Here is a 19,229-nt window from a genome sequence, read left to right as displayed (position 1 = left end):
CTCAGGCGGCCACGCCGAACCCCAGCCGCGCCCGCGCGTCGTCGTATTCGCGCCGCAGCCGGGCACCGATCTCGGCCGCGGGCCGGACCTCGCCGATGCAGCCCACGCCTTGCCCGGCCGACCAGATGTCGCGCCACACCTTCGCCCTGGCCATGCTTTCCGAACCGAAGTCTTCTTCGACGGCGCCGCGCGCGGGCAGGGCGTCGGGGTCGTAGCCCGCCGCCGCCACGCTGCTGCGCAGGTAGTTGGCATGCACGCCGGAGAACAGGTCGGTGTAGACGATGCCTTCGGCCGGCGCGTCGAGCACGGCCTGCCGGTAGGCCGGCACGATGCTCGCCTCGCTCGCTGCCAGGAAGCGCGTGCCCATGTAGGCGAGGTCGGCGCCCATGGCCTGCGCGGCCAGGATGTCGTCGCCCCGCGTGATCGCGCCGCCGAGCAGCACCAGGCCGTCGAACCACTGCTTCACCTCGCCCACCAGCGCGAAGGGCGACAGGCGCCCGGCGTGTCCGCCGGCGCCCGCGCACACGAGGATCAGGCCGTCCACGCCGGCCTGCGCCGCCTTGTGTGCGTGCCGCTGGTTGACCACGTCGTGGAACACCAGGCCGCCGTAGGCGTGCACGGCTTCCACCACTGGTGCCGGGTTGCCCACCGAGGTGATGACGATCGGCACGCGGCGGCGCACGCAGGTTGCGAGGTCGGCGGCGAGGCGGTCGTTGGTCTTGTGCAGGATCAGGTTCACTGCGTAGGGCGCTGCGGGCGCGTGCGGGTGCGCCGCGTCGTGCGCGGCAAGCTGCTGCGCGATGGCATCGATCCACGCATCGAGTTCGGCGGCGGGGCGTGCGTTCAGCGCGGGAAACGAACCGACGATGCCGGCTTTGCACTGCGCCACCACGAGCGCGACGCCGCTGGCGATGAACATGGGGGAGGCGACGGCCGGCAGGCGCAGCCGCTGGAGCAGGGGGTGAGGGGAGGTCATGGCGCAAGTAGATGCCGCCGCGCACGCCAAGGCCCCACTCTTCAGGAGTGGGTGAGAAGGCCGTGGCCGCGCGGATCATCGGATGCGGGGTGCCGCCACCGGTCGACCCCGAGCAACAGCGAACACGCGAGGCCCGGAAGGCCGCGCAAGAAAGGCAACTCCTGATGAACGAACACGCCTCCGCCGCCCCGGCGCTCTCCCAGCCCTTGCAGGGCATCCGCATCGTCGAGTTCGAGGGCATCGGCCCGGGCCCGGTGGCCGGGCGCATCCTGGCGGCGCTGGGCGCCGAGGTCACCGTCATCGCACGCCCGCACAGCGGCGCCGTGCAGCGCCTGGGCAGCACCACCGACAACCCGCTGCGCGCGCGCAAGCAGGTCGTCACGCTCGACCTGAAGACGCCCGAGGGCGTGGCGCAGGCGTTGGACCTCGTGGCCACGGCCGATGCGCTCATCGAAGGCAACCGCCCGGGCGTCATGGAGCGCCTTGGGCTCGGCCCGTCGGTGTGTGCGGCGCGCAACCCGCGCCTCGTCTATGGCCGCATGACCGGCTGGGGCCAGGACGGCCCGCTGGCGCAGGCCGCGGGGCACGATCTCAACTACGTGGCGCTGACCGGCCTGCTGTCGCTGTCGGCACAACCCGGCGCAACCCCGATGGTGCCGCCGACCCTGGGCGACGCCAGCGGTGCGCTCGGCCTGGCCTTCGGCATGGTCAGCGCACTGCTGGGAGCGCGCAGCACGGGGCAGGGCCGCGTGGTCGACGCGGCGATCCTCGACGTGGTCGCGATGCTGGGGACGCTGGTGCACTGGCTGCATGCCAACGGCAGCATCGGCGGCACGCAGCCCAGCGTGTTCCACGACTCGCCGTTCTACGACGTGTACGCCTGCAAGGGCGGCGGCTTCGTCACCGTCGGCGCCATCGAGCCGCAGTTCTACGCCTTGCTGCTCGACAAGCTCGGCATGGCCGACGTGGACCCGCGCGAGCAGATGCAGCGCGAGAAATGGCTGGCGCTGAAGCAGCGCTTTGCCGTCTGCTTCCTGGGGCGCACGCGCGACGAATGGTGTGCGCTGCTCGAGGGCAGCGACGTGTGCTTCGCGCCGGTGCTGACGATTTCGGAGGCCGCCGTGCATCCGCACAACATGGCGCGCCGTCTGTTTCCTCAGACGCCCTCGGGGGCGATCGATACGCAAGTGGTGCCGCGCTTCGCGGCGTTGTGAAAGGAGGGGGCGCCTATGCGCGCCTCAAGCTTCCAAAAGAGATTGCTGTTGGAAGTCGACCGCGAGCACCGTGCATTTGATTTTACATAATGCACATTGTGTTTATTTCAGATGAGCCATCCCGGCCGCATTCAACCCGTCCGGCCACTCACCACTTCCCATCCTTCGGCACCGCCTTTACCGCATTCGCCTTGGCGTCCCCAGCCGCCTTGATCAACTCTGCGGACTCCGTCCGATTGGCTTTCACCGCAAAGTCGACGGCAGTCATGCCGAGCTGGTTCTTCATCGCCGTGTCCGCACCTTCGGCCAGCAGCAGCTTCACGGCATCGTTCGATCCGTACATCGCGGCCATCATCAGCGGCGTGGTGCCGTTGGGCGACTGGGCGTCGATGAAGGCGTGGTTCTCGAGCAGCAGCTTCATGATCGACAGTTGCCCGCTGCTGGCCGCGTAATGCAGCGGCGTCCAGCCGGTCTTGTTGACGGCGGCGTCGCGCTTGAGCAGTTGCACCACCAGGTCCTGCTGGCCCTTGATCGACGCCAGCATGAGCGGCGTCTCGTCCTTGGCGTTGGCCAGGTCGACGTTGAGTTGCGGCGATGCCATCAACACCTCGATGACCTTCGGCGACGGCTCGCGCAGCGCGAGCATCAAGCCGGTCTGGCCGTGTTCGTCGCGCGTATTCGGGTCGAAACCGCGGTTCAGCAGGGTGCGCACACCGCTGGCGTTGTCGCCGCGCACGGCGCGGAAAAAGTCCTCAAAGGAACCGGCATGCGCTGCAAAAGATGCAGCCATAACAACAAGATATATCGACTTCTTAAAGTAATTTTTCACGATTTGACTTCCCTGAACAATGTTTCGAAGTTGTCGCTTGTCGCCTTCGCGATGTCCTCTACGGGCATTTGTCGCAGTTCGGCGATCTGTTGTGCCACGAAGGGCACGTACGACGGGTTGTTGGTCTTGCCTCGGTACGGCACGGGCGCCAGGTAGGGGCTGTCGGTCTCGATCAGCATGCGGTCCAGCGGCACGAAGGCCGCCACGTCGCGCAGGTCCTGGGCTTTCTTGAAGGTCAGGATGCCCGAAAAGGAAATATAGAAACCCAGGTCGAGTGCGGCGCGCGCCACCTCGGCGGTTTCGGTGAAGCAATGGAACACGCCGCCGGCCGCCCTGCCCGTGCCGTCTTCGCCCTCCTCCTTGAGGATGGCCAGCGTGTCGGCCGAGGCGTCACGCGTGTGGATGATCAGCGGCTTGCGGGTCTGCTGCGCGGCGCGGATGTGCACGCGGAAGCGGTCGCGTTGCCACTCCATGTCGGCGATGCTGCGACCGCCCTTGCGTTCTTCCATCTGGTAGTAGTCGAGGCCGGTTTCGCCGATGGCCACGACACGCGGGCGTGCCGACAGGCGCACCAGGTCTTCCACGGTGGGCTCGGCGATGTCCTCGTTGTCGGGGTGCACGCCCACGCTGGCCCAGAAGTTGTCGTAGCTGGCGGCCAGGGCCTGTACGTCGTCGAATTCCTCGAGCTTGGTGCAGATGCACAGCGCCCGGTCGACCTTGGCGGCGGCCATGGCGGCGCGGATCTGGGGCATCTGGTCCGCGAATTCGGGAAAGGTCAGGTGGCAGTGGGAGTCGGTGAACATCGGAAAGGATGAAGTGCGGCGCGCCTGTGGGAGATCGCGCCGTGTCCGGAGTTCCGCGTCACGGGGACGGCGGCGGAGAAAGAACTCAGATGGTCTGGGTCGGGCGGTCGGAGGCCATGGAGCCGCCGAGCGCGGCTTCGATGCGCGCCTTCAGCTGGCGCGACTTCTCGTCCGAGGGAAAGCGCACGCCGACGCCCGGCGCCCGGTTGCCGGCGGCACGGGCCGGCGTGATCCAGGCGACCTTGCCGGCCACCGGATAGCGCTGCGGGTCTTCGGGCAGCGTGAGCAGCACGTAGACGTCGTCGCCCAGCCGGTATTCGCGCGTGGTCGGAATGAAGATGCCGCCCTCGGCAAACAGCGGGATGTAGGCCGCGTAGAGCGCGCCCTTTTCCTTGATGGCGAGCTGGATGACGCTCGGCCGGGCGGGCGTGGCAGACGAAGCGGCGGCGGGAGCGACAGGTTGGTTCATGGGCGGCGAGCGGCAGAGTTTAGGGTGCTTCGCGCCTCGCTCACAAGCGCTTCGAGCATGAGGCCGGCGTTGAACGGGTGCTCGGCGGTCCGCGCGGCGGCGGCGAGCGACTTCGACCAGCGTGCCAGCGCCAGCTTGTGCGGGGCCGGCGGCAGGTCGGCCGCATCGAAGAAACGGGGTTCGGCGCCGTGGCCCATGGCCATGAGGTCGTGGCAGAGCTTTTGCAGCGAGACGACGGCCTGGGCCGGCGCCTGGTCGGCCAGCGCGCCCACGTCGCCGCGCGACACGGCCTTGGGCAGCAACGACCACGCCTTGGGCGACTGGCCCGAGCGCGCCAGCCGCAGCGCATCGCTGGGCCGTCCGCCCGCGGCACGCAGCAGCTGCGCGGCATCGGCGGCCGGCACATCTTGTGCCACCAGCCAGGCCTCGGCCTCGGCGGTTTCGGGCCACGGCAGCGTGAAGCCCAGGCAGCGGCTGCGGATGGTCGGCAGCAACTGCCACGCGGCCTCGCTGGCGAGCACGAAGCGCACGTCGCCGACGGGTTCCTCGAGCGTCTTGAGCAGCGCGTTGGCGGTGATGGTGTTCATGCGCTCGGCCGGGTACACGAGCACGACCTTGCCGCGACCGCGCGCGCTGGTGCGCTGGGCAAAGCCGACCGCGTCGCGCATGGCTTCGACGCGGATCTCGCGGCTGGCCTTGCGCTTCTTGTCATCGATGTCGGACTGCGCCTTTTCGTCGAGCGGCCAGCCCAGTTCCTGCATCGCGACCTCGGGCATCAGCACGCACAGGTCGGCGTGGGTGCGGACCTCGATGGCGTGGCAGCTCGCGCAGTGGCCGCAGGCGGCACCGCCCTCCTCCACCGGTTGTTCGCACAGCCAGGCGGCGGCGAGCGCCAACGCGAGTTCGTACTGGCCGATGCCCGACGGGCCTTGCAGCAGCCAGGCATGGCCGCGCTGGCGCAGCAGTTCGGCCAGGGGCTGGCGCAGCCACGGGGTCAGCGTATTCACCGGCTCGCTCATCGTGAGGCTCCCTGCGCCGGCGTCAGCACGCCGCGCGCCACCAGCGCGGTGTCGATCTGCTGCCAGACCTGGTCGCGGGCCTGGCTCGCATCGATGCGCACGAAGCGCGACGCATCGGCGGCGGCGCGGTCCGCATAGCCCTGCGCCACGCGGCGGAAGAACTCGACGGGCTGGGCCTCGAACTTGTCGGGTACCCGCGCGCCGGCCAGGCGCTGGGCGGCGATTTCAGGGGCGAGGTCGAACCACACGGTCACTTGGGGCTGCAGCAGCTGCGACGCCGGCAGACCGGCCCGGCCCGCCTGCACCCACTGTTCGAGGGTGGCCAGCACGGCGGTGTCGAAGCCGCGCCCCGCGCCCTGGTAGGCAAAGGTGGCATCGGTGAAACGGTCGCAAAGCACGACCTCGCCGCGCGCCAGTGCCGGCTCGATGACCTGCGCGATGTGGTCGCAGCGCGCCGCGAACACCAGCAGCGATTCGGTCAGCGGGTTCATCGGCTGTTCGAGCACCAGCCCGCGCAGCGTCTCCGCCAGCGGCGTGCCGCCGGGTTCGCGCGTGCGCACCACGGTGCGGCCCTGTGCCTTGAAGCGGGCTTCCAGCGCGTCGAGGTGGCTCGACTTGCCCGCGCCGTCGATGCCTTCCAGCGTCAGAAACAGACCGCCATTGCTGATCGAACTCATTGGGTCGCCTTGGGTTGGGAGCTGCTGCCACCACCTCGCTGGTAGCGGTTGACCGCGCGGTTGTGGTCGTCGAGCGAGCTGCTGAACTGGCTCGTGCCGTCGCCGCGCGAGACGAAGTACAGCGACTTGCTCTGCGCCGGCTGCACGGCCGCCAGGAGCGCAGCCTTGCCGGGCATGGCGATCGGCGTGGGCGGCAGGCCGCCGCGGGTGTAGGTGTTCCAGGGCGTGTCGGCCTGCAGGTCGCGCTTGCGCAGGTTGCCGTCGAAGGCGGTGCCCATGCCGTAGATCACGGTCGGGTCGGTCTGCAGCGGCATGCCGATGCGCAGCCGGTTGGTGAAGACAGCGGCAATCTCCGCGCGGTCGTTGGCCTTGCCTGTCTCCTTTTCGACAATGCTGGCCAAAATAAGCGCCTCATCGGCCGATTTGAGCGGCAAATTGGCCGCGCGCGCCGCCCAGGCGGCCTCGAGCTTCTTGTCCATGGCCCGCATGGCGCGCTGCAGCAGCGCGATGTCGGTCGAGCCCTTCGAGTAGGTGTAGGTGTCCGGGAAGAAGCGGCCTTCGGGGTGCAGGCCCGGCTTGCCCAGCGCGGCCATCAGCGCGTCTTCGCTCATGCCCACGCTTTCGGGCTTGAGCTGCTCGGCCTTGGCGAGCGCGGCGCGCACCTGGCGGATGTTCCAGCCTTCGACCAGCACCACGCTGCGCGTGGCTTCCTCGCCGCGAACCAGGATGTTGAGCAGCAGCTTGGGCGTGACCCCGCGTTCCAGTTCGTAACTGCCGGCGCGCATCTGGCGGTCCTGGCCCGAGACGCGGAACCACAGGTACAGCAGCTGCGGCTGCACGTCGACACCGGTGTCGGCCACCGCCTGCGCAATGCCGCGCGGCGTGGTGCCGGGCTCCACCGACAGGTCGACGCTGGGCGTCGGCAACTTGAGCGGCTGGTGCACCCACCAGAGACCGGCGCCACCGAGCGCCAGAACGGCCAGGGCCACGAGCAGGAAGAGCGTGAGGAAGAAGCTGCGCACGAATCCGAGGAAAAGACGGAGGAAGAAAAAGGGCCTGCCAGACGATGGACACAGACCCGCGGGAAAGACTGGCCCCGTCGCTGCGACGGGGAATCCCTGCCGCCCCGAAGGAACAGGCACGGCCATGATAATTCAGCGATGACCACAGTCGTTCTCAACGGGGTGAGCACCCTGCCCCACCTCGGCGTGATCCGCGCCGAAGGCCCCGATGCCGCCAGCTTCCTGCATGGCCAGCTCACACAGGATTTCTCGCTGCTCGGCGCCACCGAGGCCCGCCTGGCGGCGCTCTGCACGGCCAAGGGCCGCGTGATCGCCAGCTTCATCGGCATCCGGCCGCAACCCGAACTCATCCTGCTGGTGTGCAGCCGCGACATCCTGGCGGCCACGCTCAAGCGCCTGTCAATGTACGTGCTGCGCGCCAAGGTCAAGCTGACCGACGCCACCGAGCAGTTCGCGCTGCACGGCGTGGCCGGCACCGCCCTGACCGCCAACGGCCTCGACGCGGCCCTGCCGCCCGGTCGCCGCACGGCCATCGGCGAAGACATCAGCGTGGTGTCGCTGTACCCGGCCGACGGCGTCCCGCGCGCGCTGTGGATCGCGCCGGCCGACCAGAAGGCGCCCGTGGGCCCCACGCTCGACGCCGCGCTGTGGCCCTGGAGCGAGGTGCGCAGCGGCATCGTCACGCTGACCACCCCGGTGATCGAGGCCTTCGTGCCGCAGATGATCAACTACGAGTCGGTGGGTGGCGTGAACTTCAAGAAGGGCTGCTACCCCGGCCAGGAAATCGTGGCGCGCAGCCAGTTCCGCGGCACGCTCAAGCGCCGCACCTACCTCGCGCAGACCGACGCCCCGCTGGCCGCGGGCCAGGAGGTGTTCGCCGCCAACGACGCCGAACAGCCCGTGGGCACCGTGGCGCAGGCCGCGCTCGCGCCCGATGGTGGCTGGTCGGCGCTCATTTCCATCCAGATCGCCGCGCTCGAGGCCGGCGGCCTGCACGCGGGGGCGCCCGGCGGGCCGGCGCTGTCGGTCGAGCCGCTGCCCTACCCGCTGCTCGAAGACATCTGATTTCCCCTGCGTCCCTGCCTTCTTTCCGGGGGCGCTTGGCGCTGTCTCACCGACAGCGCCATTTTTTTTGCGCGACGCTTAACCCCGTTCGCGAGGCCCCGCCGTAGAAGCCTGCATCGATCCACTCCTGGCAAGGAAGCCACCATGATGCAGCGCAGACTTCTCCTCACCACCGTCCTGGCCCTGACCGCGCTGTCGGCGGGGGCGGAAAGCCCGATGCGGCCGTACCCCTCCGGTGCCAGCCGCATCGGCGGCCTGATGAACATCAGCATCGTCGACCGCACGAACGGCGCCGAGCTGCCGATCTACCGCCACCGCGGCGAGTACTGGGTGGCCGGCCGGCCCGGCGCGCGCTATGCGATCCGGGCGCGCAACGCGATGGGCGAACGCATCATGGCCGTGATGTCGGTGGACGGCGTCAACGTCGTCACCGGCAAAACCGCCGGCGTCGGCCAGAACGGCTACGTGTTCGGCCCGCGCGAGCGCAGCGACATCGCGGGCTGGCGCAAGAGCGATTCGCAGATCGCGGCCTTCGAGTTCGCCGCCGCCGGCAATTCCTACGCAAGCCGCACGGGCCGCCCCGACGACGTGGGCGTGATCGGCGTCGCGATGTTCCGCGAGCGCCGGCCGGAACCGCCGCCGCCGGTCGTGACGCCCTATCCGTCGCGTGACGAGTACAGCGGCGGCAACAGCAACCGCGAGCGCCGCAGCGAGGCGCCGTCCTCGATGGCTGATGCGCGCGCCAAGGCGGCCCCGCCCGCCGGCAATGCCGACATGGCCGCCGAGTCGTCCGCCAGCGCCATGGCCCGCCAGTCGGCGCCCAGCCCGAGCCTGGGCACGGCCCACGGACGGCGCGAGACCTCGTACGTCGGCAAGACGACCTTCGAGCGCGCCAGCTCGCAGCCCGACGAGGTGATCCGCATCCGCTACGACAGCCGAGAGAACCTGGTCGCCGCGGGCGTCATCCCCGAGCCGCAGCGCTGGCCGCGTCCGTCGGGCCCGTCGCCCTTCCCCGGCTCGGACCCCGGCTACGTGCCGGACCCGCCGGCCCGCTACTGATCGAAAGCGCTGCGCTCAGCGCAGCGCGCGCCGCATCTCGATGTGCGCAATGCCGGCTTCCTCGAACGGCTGGCCGTGCACCGCGTAGCCCAGCCGCGCGTAGAAACGCTCGGCGCTGCGCTGCGCATTGAGCGCCACCTCGCGGTCGCCGCGCGCGCGGGCCGCGTCTTCGAGCGCCTGCACCACGGCCGCGCCGTGGCCGCCGCTGCGCAAGGTGCGGTGCACCGCCATGCGGCCGATGTGCGAGACGCCGTCCTCGGCGGGCAGCAGCCGGCCGGTGCCGATGACCTGGCCGAGCCGGTTGCGCGCCACCGCATGCAACACGACCGCGTCGTGCGCGTCCCACTCCAGCTCCTTGGGAATGTTCTGTTCCTCGATGAACACGGCGCGGCGCAGCGCGCTCGCGCCTTCACCGAGCGTGGCCCAGTCGCCGGTCTCGACGGTGCGCATCGGCTCGCCGGCCTCGAAGGCCGTCAGCGTCTCGCGCAGGGCCGCCGGCACGGGCTTCGAGGTCTGCGTGGCCGGGTCGGCGAACACATAGACGAGCTCGCAGCCGACCAGGAACTCGTCCTGGCGGAACAGGCCGCCCTGGAAAATGATCGACGAGTTGCCGATGCGCGCGCACTTCATGCCCACGTCGATCACGTCGTCCATGCGGGCCGAGGCGCGGAAGTCGATGGTCGCCTTGCGCACGTACAGGTCGCCGCCCAGCGAGTGCATCGCCTCTTCGTACGGCAGCGCCATCGCGCGCCAGTAGTCGGCGATGGCGGTGTCGAAGTACATCAGGTAGTGCGCGTTGAAGACGATCTTCTGCATGTCCACCTCGGCCCAGCGCACGCGCAGGCGGTGGAAGTAGTGGAAGTCCTCGCGGCGGACCGGGGTGTTGTTGTTGTCGCTCATGGGTTCAATGCCTCTTTCAGTGCGCGGGCCGCGTCGTTCTGCGCCTGCAGCGCTTCGGGAATCGCGCGGCCCATCTTGATGAATTCGTGGATCACGCCACGGTAGATTTCCAGGTCGACCGCCACGCCCGCGGCGCGCAGCTTGTCGGCGTAGGCGATGCCTTCGTCCACCACCGGGTCGGCCTCGGCCAGCCCGATCCAGGCCGGCGCCACATCGTCGACGTCGTCGGCCAGCAGGGGCGCGAAACGCCAGTCGTCGCGGTCGGCGGGCGTGTTCACGTACTGGGCGAAGAAGAAGTCGATCATGGCCTTGGTCAGCAGCGGGCCGCCGACATGGCGTCGGTGCGACTCGGTGTCCTGGTGCGCGGCCATGCCGGGGTAGATGAGCAGCTGCAGCGCCACCGGCAGGCCGGCATCGCGCGCCAGGATGGCGCACACGGCCGCCAGCGTGCCGCCCGCGCTGTCGCCGCCCACCGCCAGGCGCGTGCCGTCGAGGCCCAGGCTCGCGCCCTGCGTGGCGATGAACTGGAAGGCGTCCCAGGCATCGTTCGACGCGGTCGGAAACTTGTGCGCGGGCGCGAGCCGGTAGTCGACCGACACCACCGCGCAGCCGCTCTTGAGGCTGAGCACGCGGCACAGCGTGTCGTGCGTGCGGATGTTGCCGACCGTGAAGCCGCCGCCGTGGAAATACACGAGCACGGGCAGCACCTCGGCCGACGGCGCATACAGCCGCGCGGGCATGGCGTGGCCGTCGCGCGCGGCGATGTGGAAGTCTTCGATGCGCGCCAGTTCGGGCTTGGGCACCTCGAGCACGCCCGCGCCCTTTTCGTACGAGGCCTTGGCTTCGTCGGGCGTGAGTTGGTCGAGCGGCGGATGGCCCGCGCGCGCCATGCGCTCGACCACGCCGGCCATCTTCGGGGTGAGTGCGGGTTGCGCGAGGCGGTTCGCTGTCGTCGTATTCACTTGAAAGACACCACCACCGGCTGCATGCGCGACAGCCCTTCGTAGCTCACCACCACCGTCTGCCCGGCCTTGGGCGGCAGCAGCGGCGAGAACGAGCCCAGGCTGATCAGGTCGCCCGGCTTGAGCGCGATGCCTTCCTTGGCGAGCGCACCGGCCAGCCACACCACGGCATTGAGCGGGTGCTCGAGGATGTCCGAGCCCTTGCCGGTGGCCAGCTCCTTGCCCTGCCCGTCCTTCATGACCACGCGCATGTCGCGCAGGCTCTCGAGCATCCAGGCCTGACCGTCGGTGGTCGTCGGCACATCGACCGGCAGGCCGCGCACACCGAGCCGCGCGCCGACGTTGATCGCCGCCACGCCCGGGCCGTTGAGCTTCGACGGCGTCTGCACCGCGAGGTCGGGCAGCTCGATGAAGGGAATCAGCTGGTCGATGTTGGCCAGCACCTCGGCCGGCGTCTTCGCCTTGTGGATGTCGGCGCTCTTCACGCGCACCAGCATGTCGGCTTCGAACAGCGGCCGCGCGCCGAAGGCCGCGTCGACCACTGCGCCGGTGTCGAGCAGCATGCGCTGGTAGAGCACGCCCCACACCGGCTGGTCGTAGCTGAAGCGCTTCTGCACCGCAGGGTTGGTGAGGCCCGCCTTGTAGCCGACCACGTCACCGAGGTTGCGCGCATGCAGCACGTTGAGCTTGGCACGGGTGCAGGCGGCGTCGGCCTCGTCGAGGTTCTCGATGTCGGCGGCGGGCGTGCGCGCCGCCTGCGCGGCGGCGAAGTCGGCCATCTGGGAGTCACTGAGGCAAGCGGCCTGGGCCGAGACGGCCAGCAGTGAGCCGAGCGCGACACACGCAAGGGTTTTGTTGATGGGCAAGAATGTCCCCTCTTGTTAGATTCGAACGGTCAGCAATCGTACTGCCCTCGGGCGTTCCCCCTCATGGCCCTCATCCAATACCTCACCCAGATCCAGTTCGAATTCGGCGCCATCCAGCTCCTGTCGAGCGAGTGCGCGCGCATCGGCATCAACCGCCCCCTGATCGTCACCGACGCCGGCGTGCGTGCGGCCGGCGTGCTGCAGAAGGCGCTCGACGCCATCGCCGATCTCGAGGTCTCGGTGTTCGATCAGACGCCGTCCAACCCGACCGAGGCTGCCGTGCGCGCCGCCGTCGAGCTCTATCGCAGCGGCCGCTGCGACGGCCTCATCGCCGTGGGCGGCGGCTCGGCCATCGACTGCGCCAAGGGCGTGGCCATCGCGGCCACGCACGACGGCCCGCTCAAGACCTACGCCACCATCGAAGGCGGCTCGCCCAAGATCACCGAGCGCGCGGTGCCGCTCATTGCCGTGCCCACCACCAGCGGCACCGGCAGCGAGGTGGCGCGCGGCGCCATCGTCATCGTCGACGACCACCGCAAGCTGGGCTTCCACAGCTGGTTCCTGATGCCCAAGGCCGCCATCTGCGACCCCGAACTCACGCTCGGCCTGCCGCCCCGGCTCACGGCCGCCACCGGCATGGACGCCATCGCGCACTGCATGGAAACCTTCATGTCGGCCGCCTTCAACCCGCCGGCCGACGGCATCGGCCTCGACGGCCTGGAGCGCGCCTGGGGCCACATCGAACGCGCCACCAAGGACGGCAGCGACCGCGAGGCGCGCCTGAACCTCATGAGCGCGTCGATGCAGGGTGCCATGGCCTTCCAGAAAGGCCTGGGCTGCGTGCACTCGCTGAGCCACAGCCTGGGCGGCGTCGATCCGCGCCTGCACCACGGCACGCTCAACGCCCTCTTCCTGCCGGCGGTGATCCACTTCAATTCGGGCGCCGAGTCGGTGCAGAAAGAACAGCGCCTGCAGCGCATGGCGCAGGCCATGCACCTGGATTCGGCCGGTGATCTCGGCGATGCGATCCGCGACATGAACGCGCGCCTGGGCCTGCCCAAGGGCCTGGCCGAAGTGGGTGTGACGCCTGCGATGTTCGAACAGATCATCGACGGCGCCATGGCCGACCATTGCCACAAGACCAACCCGCGGCTGGCGACGCGCGACGACTACAGGGCGATGCTCGAAGCGTCGATGTAGGGCCAGCGCCGTCGCAGGCTCTGTGCGTCATGCGCGACGGCTTCGATCAATTGCCGATCTCGAATTTCGAGATCGATGCAGCAGTTCCGACAACGGATCGCACGCCCTGAACGGTGTAGGTCTGCTCACCTTCGGAACCGAAATCGGCGGGCTTGCGCATCGAGAACGACGCGAACAGCTTGTTTTTTTCTGAATAGCCGCCGAACCAGTCCACCAGCCGTCCGATGTAGCACTGCTGCCCGACGCGGACGGGAACGTCTCCCACGATCTCGTAGCTGTAGTGGCCGGGGCCGTAGCTGGTGTAGTTGCTGCGGTCGTCGTCGCTGGTACCTTCGGGGACCGGGCACAGAGGCTTGTCCGCAGTGCCCGCATCGCGAGCCTCACGGGTGTCGATCAGGCCGAGCGCACGGGTCAGCGCCGCGTGCAGAGTACTGTCGAGCGTTGTCGCGGTCCCCTTCTCCTCGTTTTTCTGGACCTTGGGGATCGAAAGCCGATAACGGTAGCGCACCGTCAGCGTCGGGACGTCGCCGACGATCATCAGAGGCCTCAGCAGATAGACGTTGTCCATGCCGTACTGGCTGTTCCGGTACGCCGCATAGACGCGCCCGCGCAGGCGAATCCATTCGCCTGCCTGGTTGCCGCCGCGGCCGTTGGTCGTGTAGAGGCTCGACGGGCCGCTGTCATCGGCCTGGCCCGCCCGGGTCGGCGCACCGATGCCCCCGAACTTCGCGCCCTTGCGACGAAGCACGCTGATTTCATTGAAGAGCCCGGTGCCACCTACGTAGGAGTCGATCACCAGGTCGCGCTGACCGTCCCCATCAATGTCCATCAAGGTATAGGACCCGGCGCCGTTCTCGCCGCCGCCTTCGATCCCCGACGCGCGAAGTGCGCGCCATTCGTCGGCTGTCACGCCCTTGGGCTGAATGGTGGGGAAATGCGCATCCTCGCGGGATCGGTTGCCATCGTGTGTGTTGAAGAACGAGGTCGTTCCTGTCTTGATGCTCAACGCATCGATGACCCTCTCGAGCGGAAACTCCGCATCGGTCTTGCGCATCGCTTCCACGGCCTGGTGCAACTCTTCAAGAGCCTCGCGGTCCACGCCGTCGGGCTTGTAGGCATTGAGGTCACGCAGTTGAATTCGAAGCACCCCCAGCCGTTCTTCATACCGCATGGCGATGCAGCCCGCGTCGGTGCCGCATCGGTCGCGGGTCTTGAGCCAATCCGACTGGGCGCGCCGCAGCGTGCTTCGTTGCTGCGACTGGGCAGCGACCAGCCGGCCGTAAGCGGACGACAACTGCAAGTCCAGCTTGCGCAGGTTCTCGCTGGTACAGATCGCCGTCTCGACGGCGGTGGCGGCGCGGGCGCAATCGAGACCGGCCGCGAAGGCCGGTGCGGTGCAGGCACCCAGGGCGGCGATGGCAACGAAGGACAGGCCGGGCCGCATGTTGTGTTCGAAGGCAGTGTTCTTCATCAGGGCAATGTAGGGTGTTTTGCCCGCACTTCAGGAGGCGCCGCTATTCCGCCTTCACACCCGCCGTGCGGATGACCTTGCCCCACTTGGCGGTCTCGGCGGTGATGAACGCGTCGAACTCCTCGGGCGTGCTGCCCGCCGGGAAGGTGCCCATGGCGTCGAGCTTGGCGCGCGTCTCGTCGCTCTTGATGATGCGCGCCACCTCTTCCGACATGCGCTTGACGATCTCGCGCGGCGTGCCCGCCGGCGCCAGCATGCCGGCCCAGGTGCTGCCGGTGAAGCCCGCGAAGCCCTGTTCGATGAAGGTGGGCACGTCGGGCACGGCTGGCAGGCGCTTGTCGCCGGCGACGCCGATCAGCCTCACCTTGCCGGCCTTGCCCTGGTTGATGAGGCCCGTGGGCGCGTCGAAGAACAGCTGGATCTGCCCGCCCATCAGGTCGGTCAGCGCAGGCACCGCGCCGCGGTACGGGATGTGGATCATGTAGGTCTGCGTGAGCGACTTCCACAGCTCGCTCGTGAGGTGCGCGGCCGAGCCGTTGCCCGAGGAACCGAAGCTGATCTTGCCGGGATGCGCGCGTGCGTAATCAATGAGCTCGCGCGCGGTCTTGAACGGCGCGTCGTTGTTGACCGCCGCCAGCAGCGGCGACACGCCCATGAGCGACACGCCCACGAGGTCCTTGCGCGGGTCGTAGGGCAGCTTGGGGTACAGCGTGGTGTTGGCCGTGTAGGCCGCAATGACGACGCCGAAGGTGCTGCCGTCGGGCGCGGCCTTGGCGACCGCATCGACGCCGATCAGGCTGTTGGCGCCGGGCTTGTTGTCGATCACCACCGGCTGGCCAAGCCGCGTCTGCAGGCCCACCTGCACCAGCCGCGCCATCTGGTCGGTGAAGCCGCCCGGTGTGTAAGGCACGACGATGCGGATCGGCTTGTTCGGCCATGCGCTTTGCGCGAAAGAAGGTGCGGCGAGGCTCGCAGCGGCGGCGGCCGTGGCAAGGGAGAAGCGGCGGCGGGAGAGCGTGGCGTGCGGCATGGTCGGGAACCCTTCGGATGGCATGGATCGGACCATTCTCGAAGCGCCTTCCTGCGCGGGCGCTCAGGGTTTGTCCCCGACGGGACAACGGTACTTTGGCGTGCTCAGAGCGGCAGGATGTCGCGCGAACGCCCGTCGTCACCGAGCCAGGCCTCGAACTCGTCCGACATCCGCGTCGCCTCGCGCGTGGCCTGGCCCCAGGCTGTGATGCGCGCCTGCGCGTCGTTCGCGAAGCGGATGAAATCCTTGCGGTCCGGCAGCTTGCCGTGCGGCAGCGTCTTCACCCATTCAGGGTTGGGCGCCAGCACCACCATGCGGTCGAGAAAGCGCGTCGACTTGTGGCGCCAGCGCAGCCCCTTGTCGAGCCAGCCCGGCACCACGGCCTGCTGGAAGTGCGGGTACAGCACGATGCCCTCGTCGGCGGGCTGGTAGTCCAGGTGCAGGTGGTAGTCGGTGATGCCGCCGTCCCAGTAGGCGCCGCGCGGCGCACCCGGGATGTCGTGCACCGCGGCCAGCAGGAACGGAATGGAGCACGAGGCCTGCAGCACGCGGTTGAAGTTGGCCTCGCTCAGCGCGTGCTGGCGCGTGCGGAAGTCGGTCGTGCCGAAAGGCAAGGCCGCGCCGGGCGTGGAAAACACGCAGCGCTCCAGCCACGCGCCCAGGCTCTTGCGGTGCAGGCTGTTGCTCGCGAAGGCGCCCAGGTAGCCCACCGGCGTGCGCGCCCTGCCCTCGCGCCCCAGGATGTGGCGCCCGCGCGAGGTCACCACATGCAGCCGGTAGCGCGCATGGCCCAGCACCTCGCCGATGCGCCCGCCGTAGAAGGTGTCGAGGCTTTCCGCGAAGCGTTCGCTGAGCTGGTGCGGGCTGAGCCGCTTCTGGCCCGGCGGCACTTCGAACTGCTGGCGCACGTAGTCGTGCTCGAAGCGCCCGAAGGCCGCCTCCGGGTCCGACAGGCAGGCCGTCGCCAGCCGCCACGCGCCGATCGACGCGCCCACCAGGTCCACCGGCTGGCTCGACTGCGTGAGCCAGCGCCCGAAGATGAAGCGATCGAGCGGCCCGAGGATCAGCCCCTTGGGCCCGCCCGCCGCACCGGGGATGGTGCGCACGTCCTGCGGGCGCAGGCCGTGCTGCTCGATGTGCTGGCGGGCCGCGGGGCCGGCGTAGATGCGCAGGGCTTTCATGCCGGCGATGTTTGCAAGAAACGTGCGGTCCGCGGGTGGGTTACTTGCGCAACCCCTGCAACTTGGCAAACGCACTCGCCATCTGCCCCGCCGGCTGCGGCGAGTTGTCGCGCCGGCCTTGCTGCTGCTGGCCGCGCCCTGCCCCTTCGAAGCGGTTGTCGCGCGGGCCGTCGCGGCGTGCGGGCGCGGCGTCGAGCTTCATCGACAGGCCGATGCGCTTGCGCGCCACGTCGACTTCCATCACCTTGACCTTGACGATGTCGCCGGTCTTGACGACTTCGCGGGCGTCGTTGACGAACTTGTGACTCAGCTGGCTCACGTGGACCAGGCCGTCCTGGTGCACGCCCAGGTCGACAAAGGCGCCGAACTGGGCCACGTTGCTCACGGTGCCCTCGAGGATCATGCCCTCGGTGAGGTCGGAGATGTCGTCCACGCCGTCGTTGAAGCGCGCCACCTTGAAGTCGGGACGCGGGTCGCGGCCCGGCTTCTCGAGTTCGCCCAGGATGTCCTTGACCGTGATGACGCCGAACTTCTCGTTGGCGAACAGCTCGGGCTTGAGGGTCTTGAGCATGTCGGCGCGGCCCATCAGCTCGGCGATCGGCTTGCCGGTCTTGACGATGATCTGCTCGACCAGCGGGTAGGTTTCCGGGTGCACGCCGGTGATGTCCAGCGGGTCGGCGCCGTCGCGGATGCGCAGGAAGCCGGCGCTCTGCTCGAAGGCCTTGGGGCCGAAGCCGGTCACGTCGAGCAGCTGCTTGCGGGTGGAGAACGCACCGTTGGCTTCGCGCCAGCGCACCACGGCCTTGGCCACGCTGGCCGACAGGCCGGACACGCGGCTGAGCAGCGGCACGCTCGCAGTGTTCAGGTCGACGCCCACCGAGTTCACGCAGTCTTCGACCACGGTCTGCAGGGTGCGCGCGAGTTCGCTCTGGTTCACGTCGTGCTGGTACTGGCCCACGCCGATGCTCTTGGGGTCGATCTTCACGAGCTCGGCCAGCGGGTCCTGCAGGCGGCGTGCGATGGAGGCGGCACCGCGCAGGCTCACGTCGACATCGGGCATTTCCTGCGAGGCGAATTCGCTGGCGGAGTACACCGAGGCACCGGCTTCGCTGACGACGACCTTGTCGACTGTCATTTCGGGCGCACCGGCCTGCGCGGCCATCTTGGCCAGCAGCTTGATGAGGTCGCCGGCCAGCTTGTCGGTCTCGCGGCTGGCGGTGCCGTTGCCGATGGCGATGAGGTTCACGCCGTGCTTGGCGCAGAGCTTGCCGAGGGTGTGCAGCGAGCCTTCCCAGTCCTTGCGTGGCTCGTGCGGGAACACGGTGGCGGTTTCGACCAGCTTGCCGGTCGAATCGACCACGGCCACCTTCACGCCGGTGCGGATGCCCGGGTCCAGGCCCATCACGACACGGCGGCCGGCGGGTGCGGCCAGCAGCAGGTCGCGCAGGTTGTCGGCGAACACCTTGATGGCGACTTTTTCGGCGTCTTCGCGCAGGCGGGTGAACAGGTCGCGCTCGGTCGACAGGGCCAGCTTCACGCGCCAGGTCCAGGCCACGCACTTGCGCAGCAGGTCGTCGGCCGGGCGGGCCGCGTGGCTCCAGCCCAGGTGCAGCGCGATCTTGCCTTCGGCGATGCTGGGCTTGCCCGGCTCGGGCTCGACGGGCAGCACGAGCTTGGCGTCGAGCACTTCGAGCGCACGACCGCGGAACACGGCCAGGGCGCGGTGCGAGGGCACGCGGCCGATGGGCTCGTCGTAGTCGAAATAGTCGCGGAACTTGGCGATGTCGGCGTTGTTTTCGTCCTTGCCGCTCATCAGGCTGGACTTGAGCAGGCCTTCGTTCCAGAGCCATTCGCGCAGGCCCTGCACCAGCACGGCGTCTTCGGCCCAGCGCTCGGACAGGATGTCGCGCACGCCGTCGAGCACGAGCGGCACGGTCGAGAAATCGGGGCCCGGCTTGCCGTCGTCCAGCGTGGTGGCGGGCTGCAGGAAGGCCTGGGCTTCGGCGGCGGGGTCGAGCGTGGGGTCGGCCAGCAGCTTGTCGGCCAGCGGCTCGATGCCGAATTCGCGGGCGATCTGGCCCTTGGTGCGGCGCTTCTGCTTGAACGGCAGGTACAGGTCTTCGAGTTCCTGCTTGGTGGGCGCGAATTCGATCGCGGCGCGCAGCTCGGGGGTCAGCTTGCCCTGCTCGTCGATGGCTTTGAGCACCGCCACGCGGCGGTCTTCAAGTTCGCGCAGGTAAGACAGGCGGGCTTCCAGTTCGCGCAGCTGGATGTCGTCGAGGCCGCCCGTGACTTCCTTGCGATAGCGGGCAATGAATGGAACCGTGGCGCCTTCGTCGAGCAGTTCGACGGCGGCCTTCACCTGGTGCTCGCCGACCTTGATTTCAACGGCGAGCTGGCGAATGATTTTCTGCATGTCTTGAGCGCGTCCCTGGCAAAGCGCGGAAGTTTGCCATAGGCGAAGAGGCGTCCCGCCGGGCACCCCC

Annotated in this window: 18 protein-coding genes; 4 read left to right on the top strand and 14 right to left on the bottom strand. The window is 68.9% G+C overall.

Translation table 11 applies throughout. The features are described from left to right. Nucleotide 1: 1 nt before the first annotated feature. Nucleotides 2-976, bottom strand: coding sequence for an NAD(P)H-dependent flavin oxidoreductase (locus tag AC3WQM_RS04705; protein ID WP_492677126.1), 975 nt, complete (start codon nucleotides 974-976; stop codon nucleotides 2-4). 164 nt (nucleotides 977-1,140) lie between these two features. Here AC3WQM_RS04705 and AC3WQM_RS04700 point away from each other — a divergent pair, with 164 nt between their 5' ends. Continuing rightward, the gene (locus AC3WQM_RS04700; protein ID WP_492677125.1) at nucleotides 1,141-2,190 is read left to right on the top strand and encodes a CaiB/BaiF CoA transferase family protein; all 1,050 of its coding nucleotides are present in this window, start codon (nucleotides 1,141-1,143) and stop codon (nucleotides 2,188-2,190) included. Between the two features lie 148 nt (nucleotides 2,191-2,338). On the opposite strand, the gene AC3WQM_RS04695 is transcribed toward AC3WQM_RS04700, so the two are convergent. From AC3WQM_RS04695 to mltG, 6 genes are all read right to left on the bottom strand, one after another. Continuing rightward, nucleotides 2,339-3,019 (bottom strand): ankyrin repeat domain-containing protein, encoded by a 681-nt coding sequence (locus AC3WQM_RS04695; protein ID WP_492677124.1) that lies wholly within the window; start codon nucleotides 3,017-3,019, stop codon nucleotides 2,339-2,341. After that, nucleotides 3,016-3,822 carry a TatD family hydrolase gene (locus tag AC3WQM_RS04690; RefSeq protein ID WP_492677123.1) on the bottom strand — a complete coding sequence of 269 codons (807 nt, stop codon included), beginning with the start codon at nucleotides 3,820-3,822 and terminating at the stop codon, nucleotides 3,016-3,018. Before AC3WQM_RS04690 ends, AC3WQM_RS04695 begins: the two co-directional genes overlap by 4 nt. An 85-nt stretch (nucleotides 3,823-3,907) precedes the next feature. Beyond that, nucleotides 3,908-4,291 carry a PilZ domain-containing protein gene (locus AC3WQM_RS04685; RefSeq protein WP_062472893.1) on the bottom strand — a complete coding sequence of 128 codons (384 nt, stop codon included), beginning with the start codon at nucleotides 4,289-4,291 and terminating at the stop codon, nucleotides 3,908-3,910. Beyond that, the gene (locus AC3WQM_RS04680) at nucleotides 4,288-5,310 is read right to left on the bottom strand and encodes a DNA polymerase III delta subunit-related protein (protein WP_307693644.1); all 1,023 of its coding nucleotides are present in this window, start codon (nucleotides 5,308-5,310) and stop codon (nucleotides 4,288-4,290) included. The genes AC3WQM_RS04685 and AC3WQM_RS04680 overlap by 4 nt, the downstream gene beginning before the upstream one ends. After that, nucleotides 5,307-5,978 carry a dTMP kinase gene (tmk, locus tag AC3WQM_RS04675; RefSeq protein WP_492677194.1) on the bottom strand — a complete coding sequence of 224 codons (672 nt, stop codon included), beginning with the start codon at nucleotides 5,976-5,978 and terminating at the stop codon, nucleotides 5,307-5,309. The genes AC3WQM_RS04680 and tmk overlap by 4 nt, the downstream gene beginning before the upstream one ends. Before the next feature lie 5 nt (nucleotides 5,979-5,983). Beyond that, on the bottom strand, nucleotides 5,984-7,009 hold the full coding sequence (gene mltG / locus AC3WQM_RS04670; RefSeq protein ID WP_492677122.1) for an endolytic transglycosylase MltG: 1,026 nt from the start codon (nucleotides 7,007-7,009) through the stop codon (nucleotides 5,984-5,986). Between the two features lie 138 nt (nucleotides 7,010-7,147). Here mltG and ygfZ point away from each other — a divergent pair, with 138 nt between their 5' ends. Continuing rightward, nucleotides 7,148-8,074, top strand: coding sequence for a CAF17-like 4Fe-4S cluster assembly/insertion protein YgfZ (ygfZ, locus tag AC3WQM_RS04665; RefSeq protein ID WP_492677121.1), 927 nt, complete (start codon nucleotides 7,148-7,150; stop codon nucleotides 8,072-8,074). A 147-nt stretch (nucleotides 8,075-8,221) separates the two neighbouring features. Beyond that, complete coding sequence (locus tag AC3WQM_RS04660; RefSeq protein ID WP_492677120.1) at nucleotides 8,222-9,133, top strand: hypothetical protein; 912 nt, start codon at nucleotides 8,222-8,224, stop codon at nucleotides 9,131-9,133. Nucleotides 9,134-9,148: 15 nt separating this feature from the next. Here the strand turns inward: AC3WQM_RS04660 and AC3WQM_RS04655 are convergent, their stop codons facing one another. Genes AC3WQM_RS04655 through AC3WQM_RS04645 form a run of 3 tightly spaced genes read right to left on the bottom strand, consistent with a single transcriptional unit; the run spans nucleotide 9,149 to nucleotide 11,861 of the window. Further along, nucleotides 9,149-10,033, bottom strand: a complete 885-nt coding sequence (locus AC3WQM_RS04655) for a YbgC/FadM family acyl-CoA thioesterase (protein ID WP_369647067.1) — start codon at nucleotides 10,031-10,033, stop codon at nucleotides 9,149-9,151. Then, a complete protein-coding gene (locus tag AC3WQM_RS04650; RefSeq protein ID WP_492677193.1) occupies nucleotides 10,030-10,944 on the bottom strand; it encodes an alpha/beta hydrolase in 915 nt (304 codons plus the stop codon). Before AC3WQM_RS04650 ends, AC3WQM_RS04655 begins: the two co-directional genes overlap by 4 nt. Before the next feature lie 47 nt (nucleotides 10,945-10,991). After that, a complete protein-coding gene (locus AC3WQM_RS04645; RefSeq protein ID WP_492677119.1) occupies nucleotides 10,992-11,861 on the bottom strand; it encodes a 2-keto-4-pentenoate hydratase in 870 nt (289 codons plus the stop codon). Between the two features lie 63 nt (nucleotides 11,862-11,924). Between AC3WQM_RS04645 and gbd the strand changes: the two genes are divergently transcribed. Next, on the top strand, nucleotides 11,925-13,061 hold the full coding sequence (gbd, locus tag AC3WQM_RS04640) for a 4-hydroxybutyrate dehydrogenase (RefSeq protein WP_492677118.1): 1,137 nt from the start codon (nucleotides 11,925-11,927) through the stop codon (nucleotides 13,059-13,061). A 46-nt stretch (nucleotides 13,062-13,107) separates the two neighbouring features. On the opposite strand, the gene AC3WQM_RS04635 is transcribed toward gbd, so the two are convergent. The 4 genes from AC3WQM_RS04635 to AC3WQM_RS04620 all read right to left on the bottom strand — a co-directional run bounded on the left by AC3WQM_RS04635 (nucleotide 13,108) and on the right by AC3WQM_RS04620 (nucleotide 19,159). Then, on the bottom strand, nucleotides 13,108-14,532 hold the full coding sequence (locus AC3WQM_RS04635) for a lysozyme inhibitor LprI family protein (RefSeq protein ID WP_492677117.1): 1,425 nt from the start codon (nucleotides 14,530-14,532) through the stop codon (nucleotides 13,108-13,110). Between the two features lie 43 nt (nucleotides 14,533-14,575). Then, nucleotides 14,576-15,562 carry a tripartite tricarboxylate transporter substrate binding protein gene (locus AC3WQM_RS04630; protein ID WP_492677192.1) on the bottom strand — a complete coding sequence of 329 codons (987 nt, stop codon included), beginning with the start codon at nucleotides 15,560-15,562 and terminating at the stop codon, nucleotides 14,576-14,578. Nucleotides 15,563-15,666: 104 nt separating this feature from the next. Then, nucleotides 15,667-16,743: a phospholipase gene (locus tag AC3WQM_RS04625; protein ID WP_489056817.1), complete on the bottom strand. Its 1,077-nt coding sequence runs from the start codon at nucleotides 16,741-16,743 to the stop codon at nucleotides 15,667-15,669. A 40-nt stretch (nucleotides 16,744-16,783) separates the two neighbouring features. Then, nucleotides 16,784-19,159: a Tex family protein gene (locus AC3WQM_RS04620; protein ID WP_492677116.1), complete on the bottom strand. Its 2,376-nt coding sequence runs from the start codon at nucleotides 19,157-19,159 to the stop codon at nucleotides 16,784-16,786. Between the last annotated feature and the right edge of the window lie 70 nt (nucleotides 19,160-19,229).

The organism is Variovorax sp. FW301-JW7 (assembly GCF_058788795.1).
This window is presented reverse-complemented; position numbering and strand designations above follow the sequence as displayed.

Excerpts from the sequence above, each read along its gene's own strand:
- AC3WQM_RS04620 (WP_492677116.1), bottom strand. The coding sequence starts at position 19,159 with ATGCAGAAAATCATTCGCCAGCTCGCCGTTGAAATCAAGGTCGGCGAG.
- AC3WQM_RS04680 (WP_307693644.1), bottom strand. The coding sequence starts at position 5,310 with ATGAGCGAGCCGGTGAATACGCTGACCCCGTGGCTGCGCCAGCCCCTG.
- AC3WQM_RS04685 (WP_062472893.1), bottom strand. The coding sequence starts at position 4,291 with ATGAACCAACCTGTCGCTCCCGCCGCCGCTTCGTCTGCCACGCCCGCC.
- AC3WQM_RS04660 (WP_492677120.1), top strand. The coding sequence starts at position 8,222 with ATGCAGCGCAGACTTCTCCTCACCACCGTCCTGGCCCTGACCGCGCTG.
- AC3WQM_RS04655 (WP_369647067.1), bottom strand. The coding sequence starts at position 10,033 with ATGAGCGACAACAACAACACCCCGGTCCGCCGCGAGGACTTCCACTAC.
- AC3WQM_RS04630 (WP_492677192.1), bottom strand. The coding sequence starts at position 15,562 with ATGCCGCACGCCACGCTCTCCCGCCGCCGCTTCTCCCTTGCCACGGCC.
- AC3WQM_RS04700 (WP_492677125.1), top strand. The coding sequence starts at position 1,141 with ATGAACGAACACGCCTCCGCCGCCCCGGCGCTCTCCCAGCCCTTGCAG.
- AC3WQM_RS04690 (WP_492677123.1), bottom strand. The coding sequence starts at position 3,822 with ATGTTCACCGACTCCCACTGCCACCTGACCTTTCCCGAATTCGCGGAC.
- ygfZ (WP_492677121.1), top strand. The coding sequence starts at position 7,148 with ATGACCACAGTCGTTCTCAACGGGGTGAGCACCCTGCCCCACCTCGGC.
- AC3WQM_RS04705 (WP_492677126.1), bottom strand. The coding sequence starts at position 976 with ATGACCTCCCCTCACCCCCTGCTCCAGCGGCTGCGCCTGCCGGCCGTC.
- AC3WQM_RS04625 (WP_489056817.1), bottom strand. The coding sequence starts at position 16,743 with ATGAAAGCCCTGCGCATCTACGCCGGCCCCGCGGCCCGCCAGCACATC.
- gbd (WP_492677118.1), top strand. The coding sequence starts at position 11,925 with ATGGCCCTCATCCAATACCTCACCCAGATCCAGTTCGAATTCGGCGCC.
- AC3WQM_RS04650 (WP_492677193.1), bottom strand. The coding sequence starts at position 10,944 with ATGGCCGGCGTGGTCGAGCGCATGGCGCGCGCGGGCCATCCGCCGCTC.
- AC3WQM_RS04635 (WP_492677117.1), bottom strand. The coding sequence starts at position 14,532 with ATGAAGAACACTGCCTTCGAACACAACATGCGGCCCGGCCTGTCCTTC.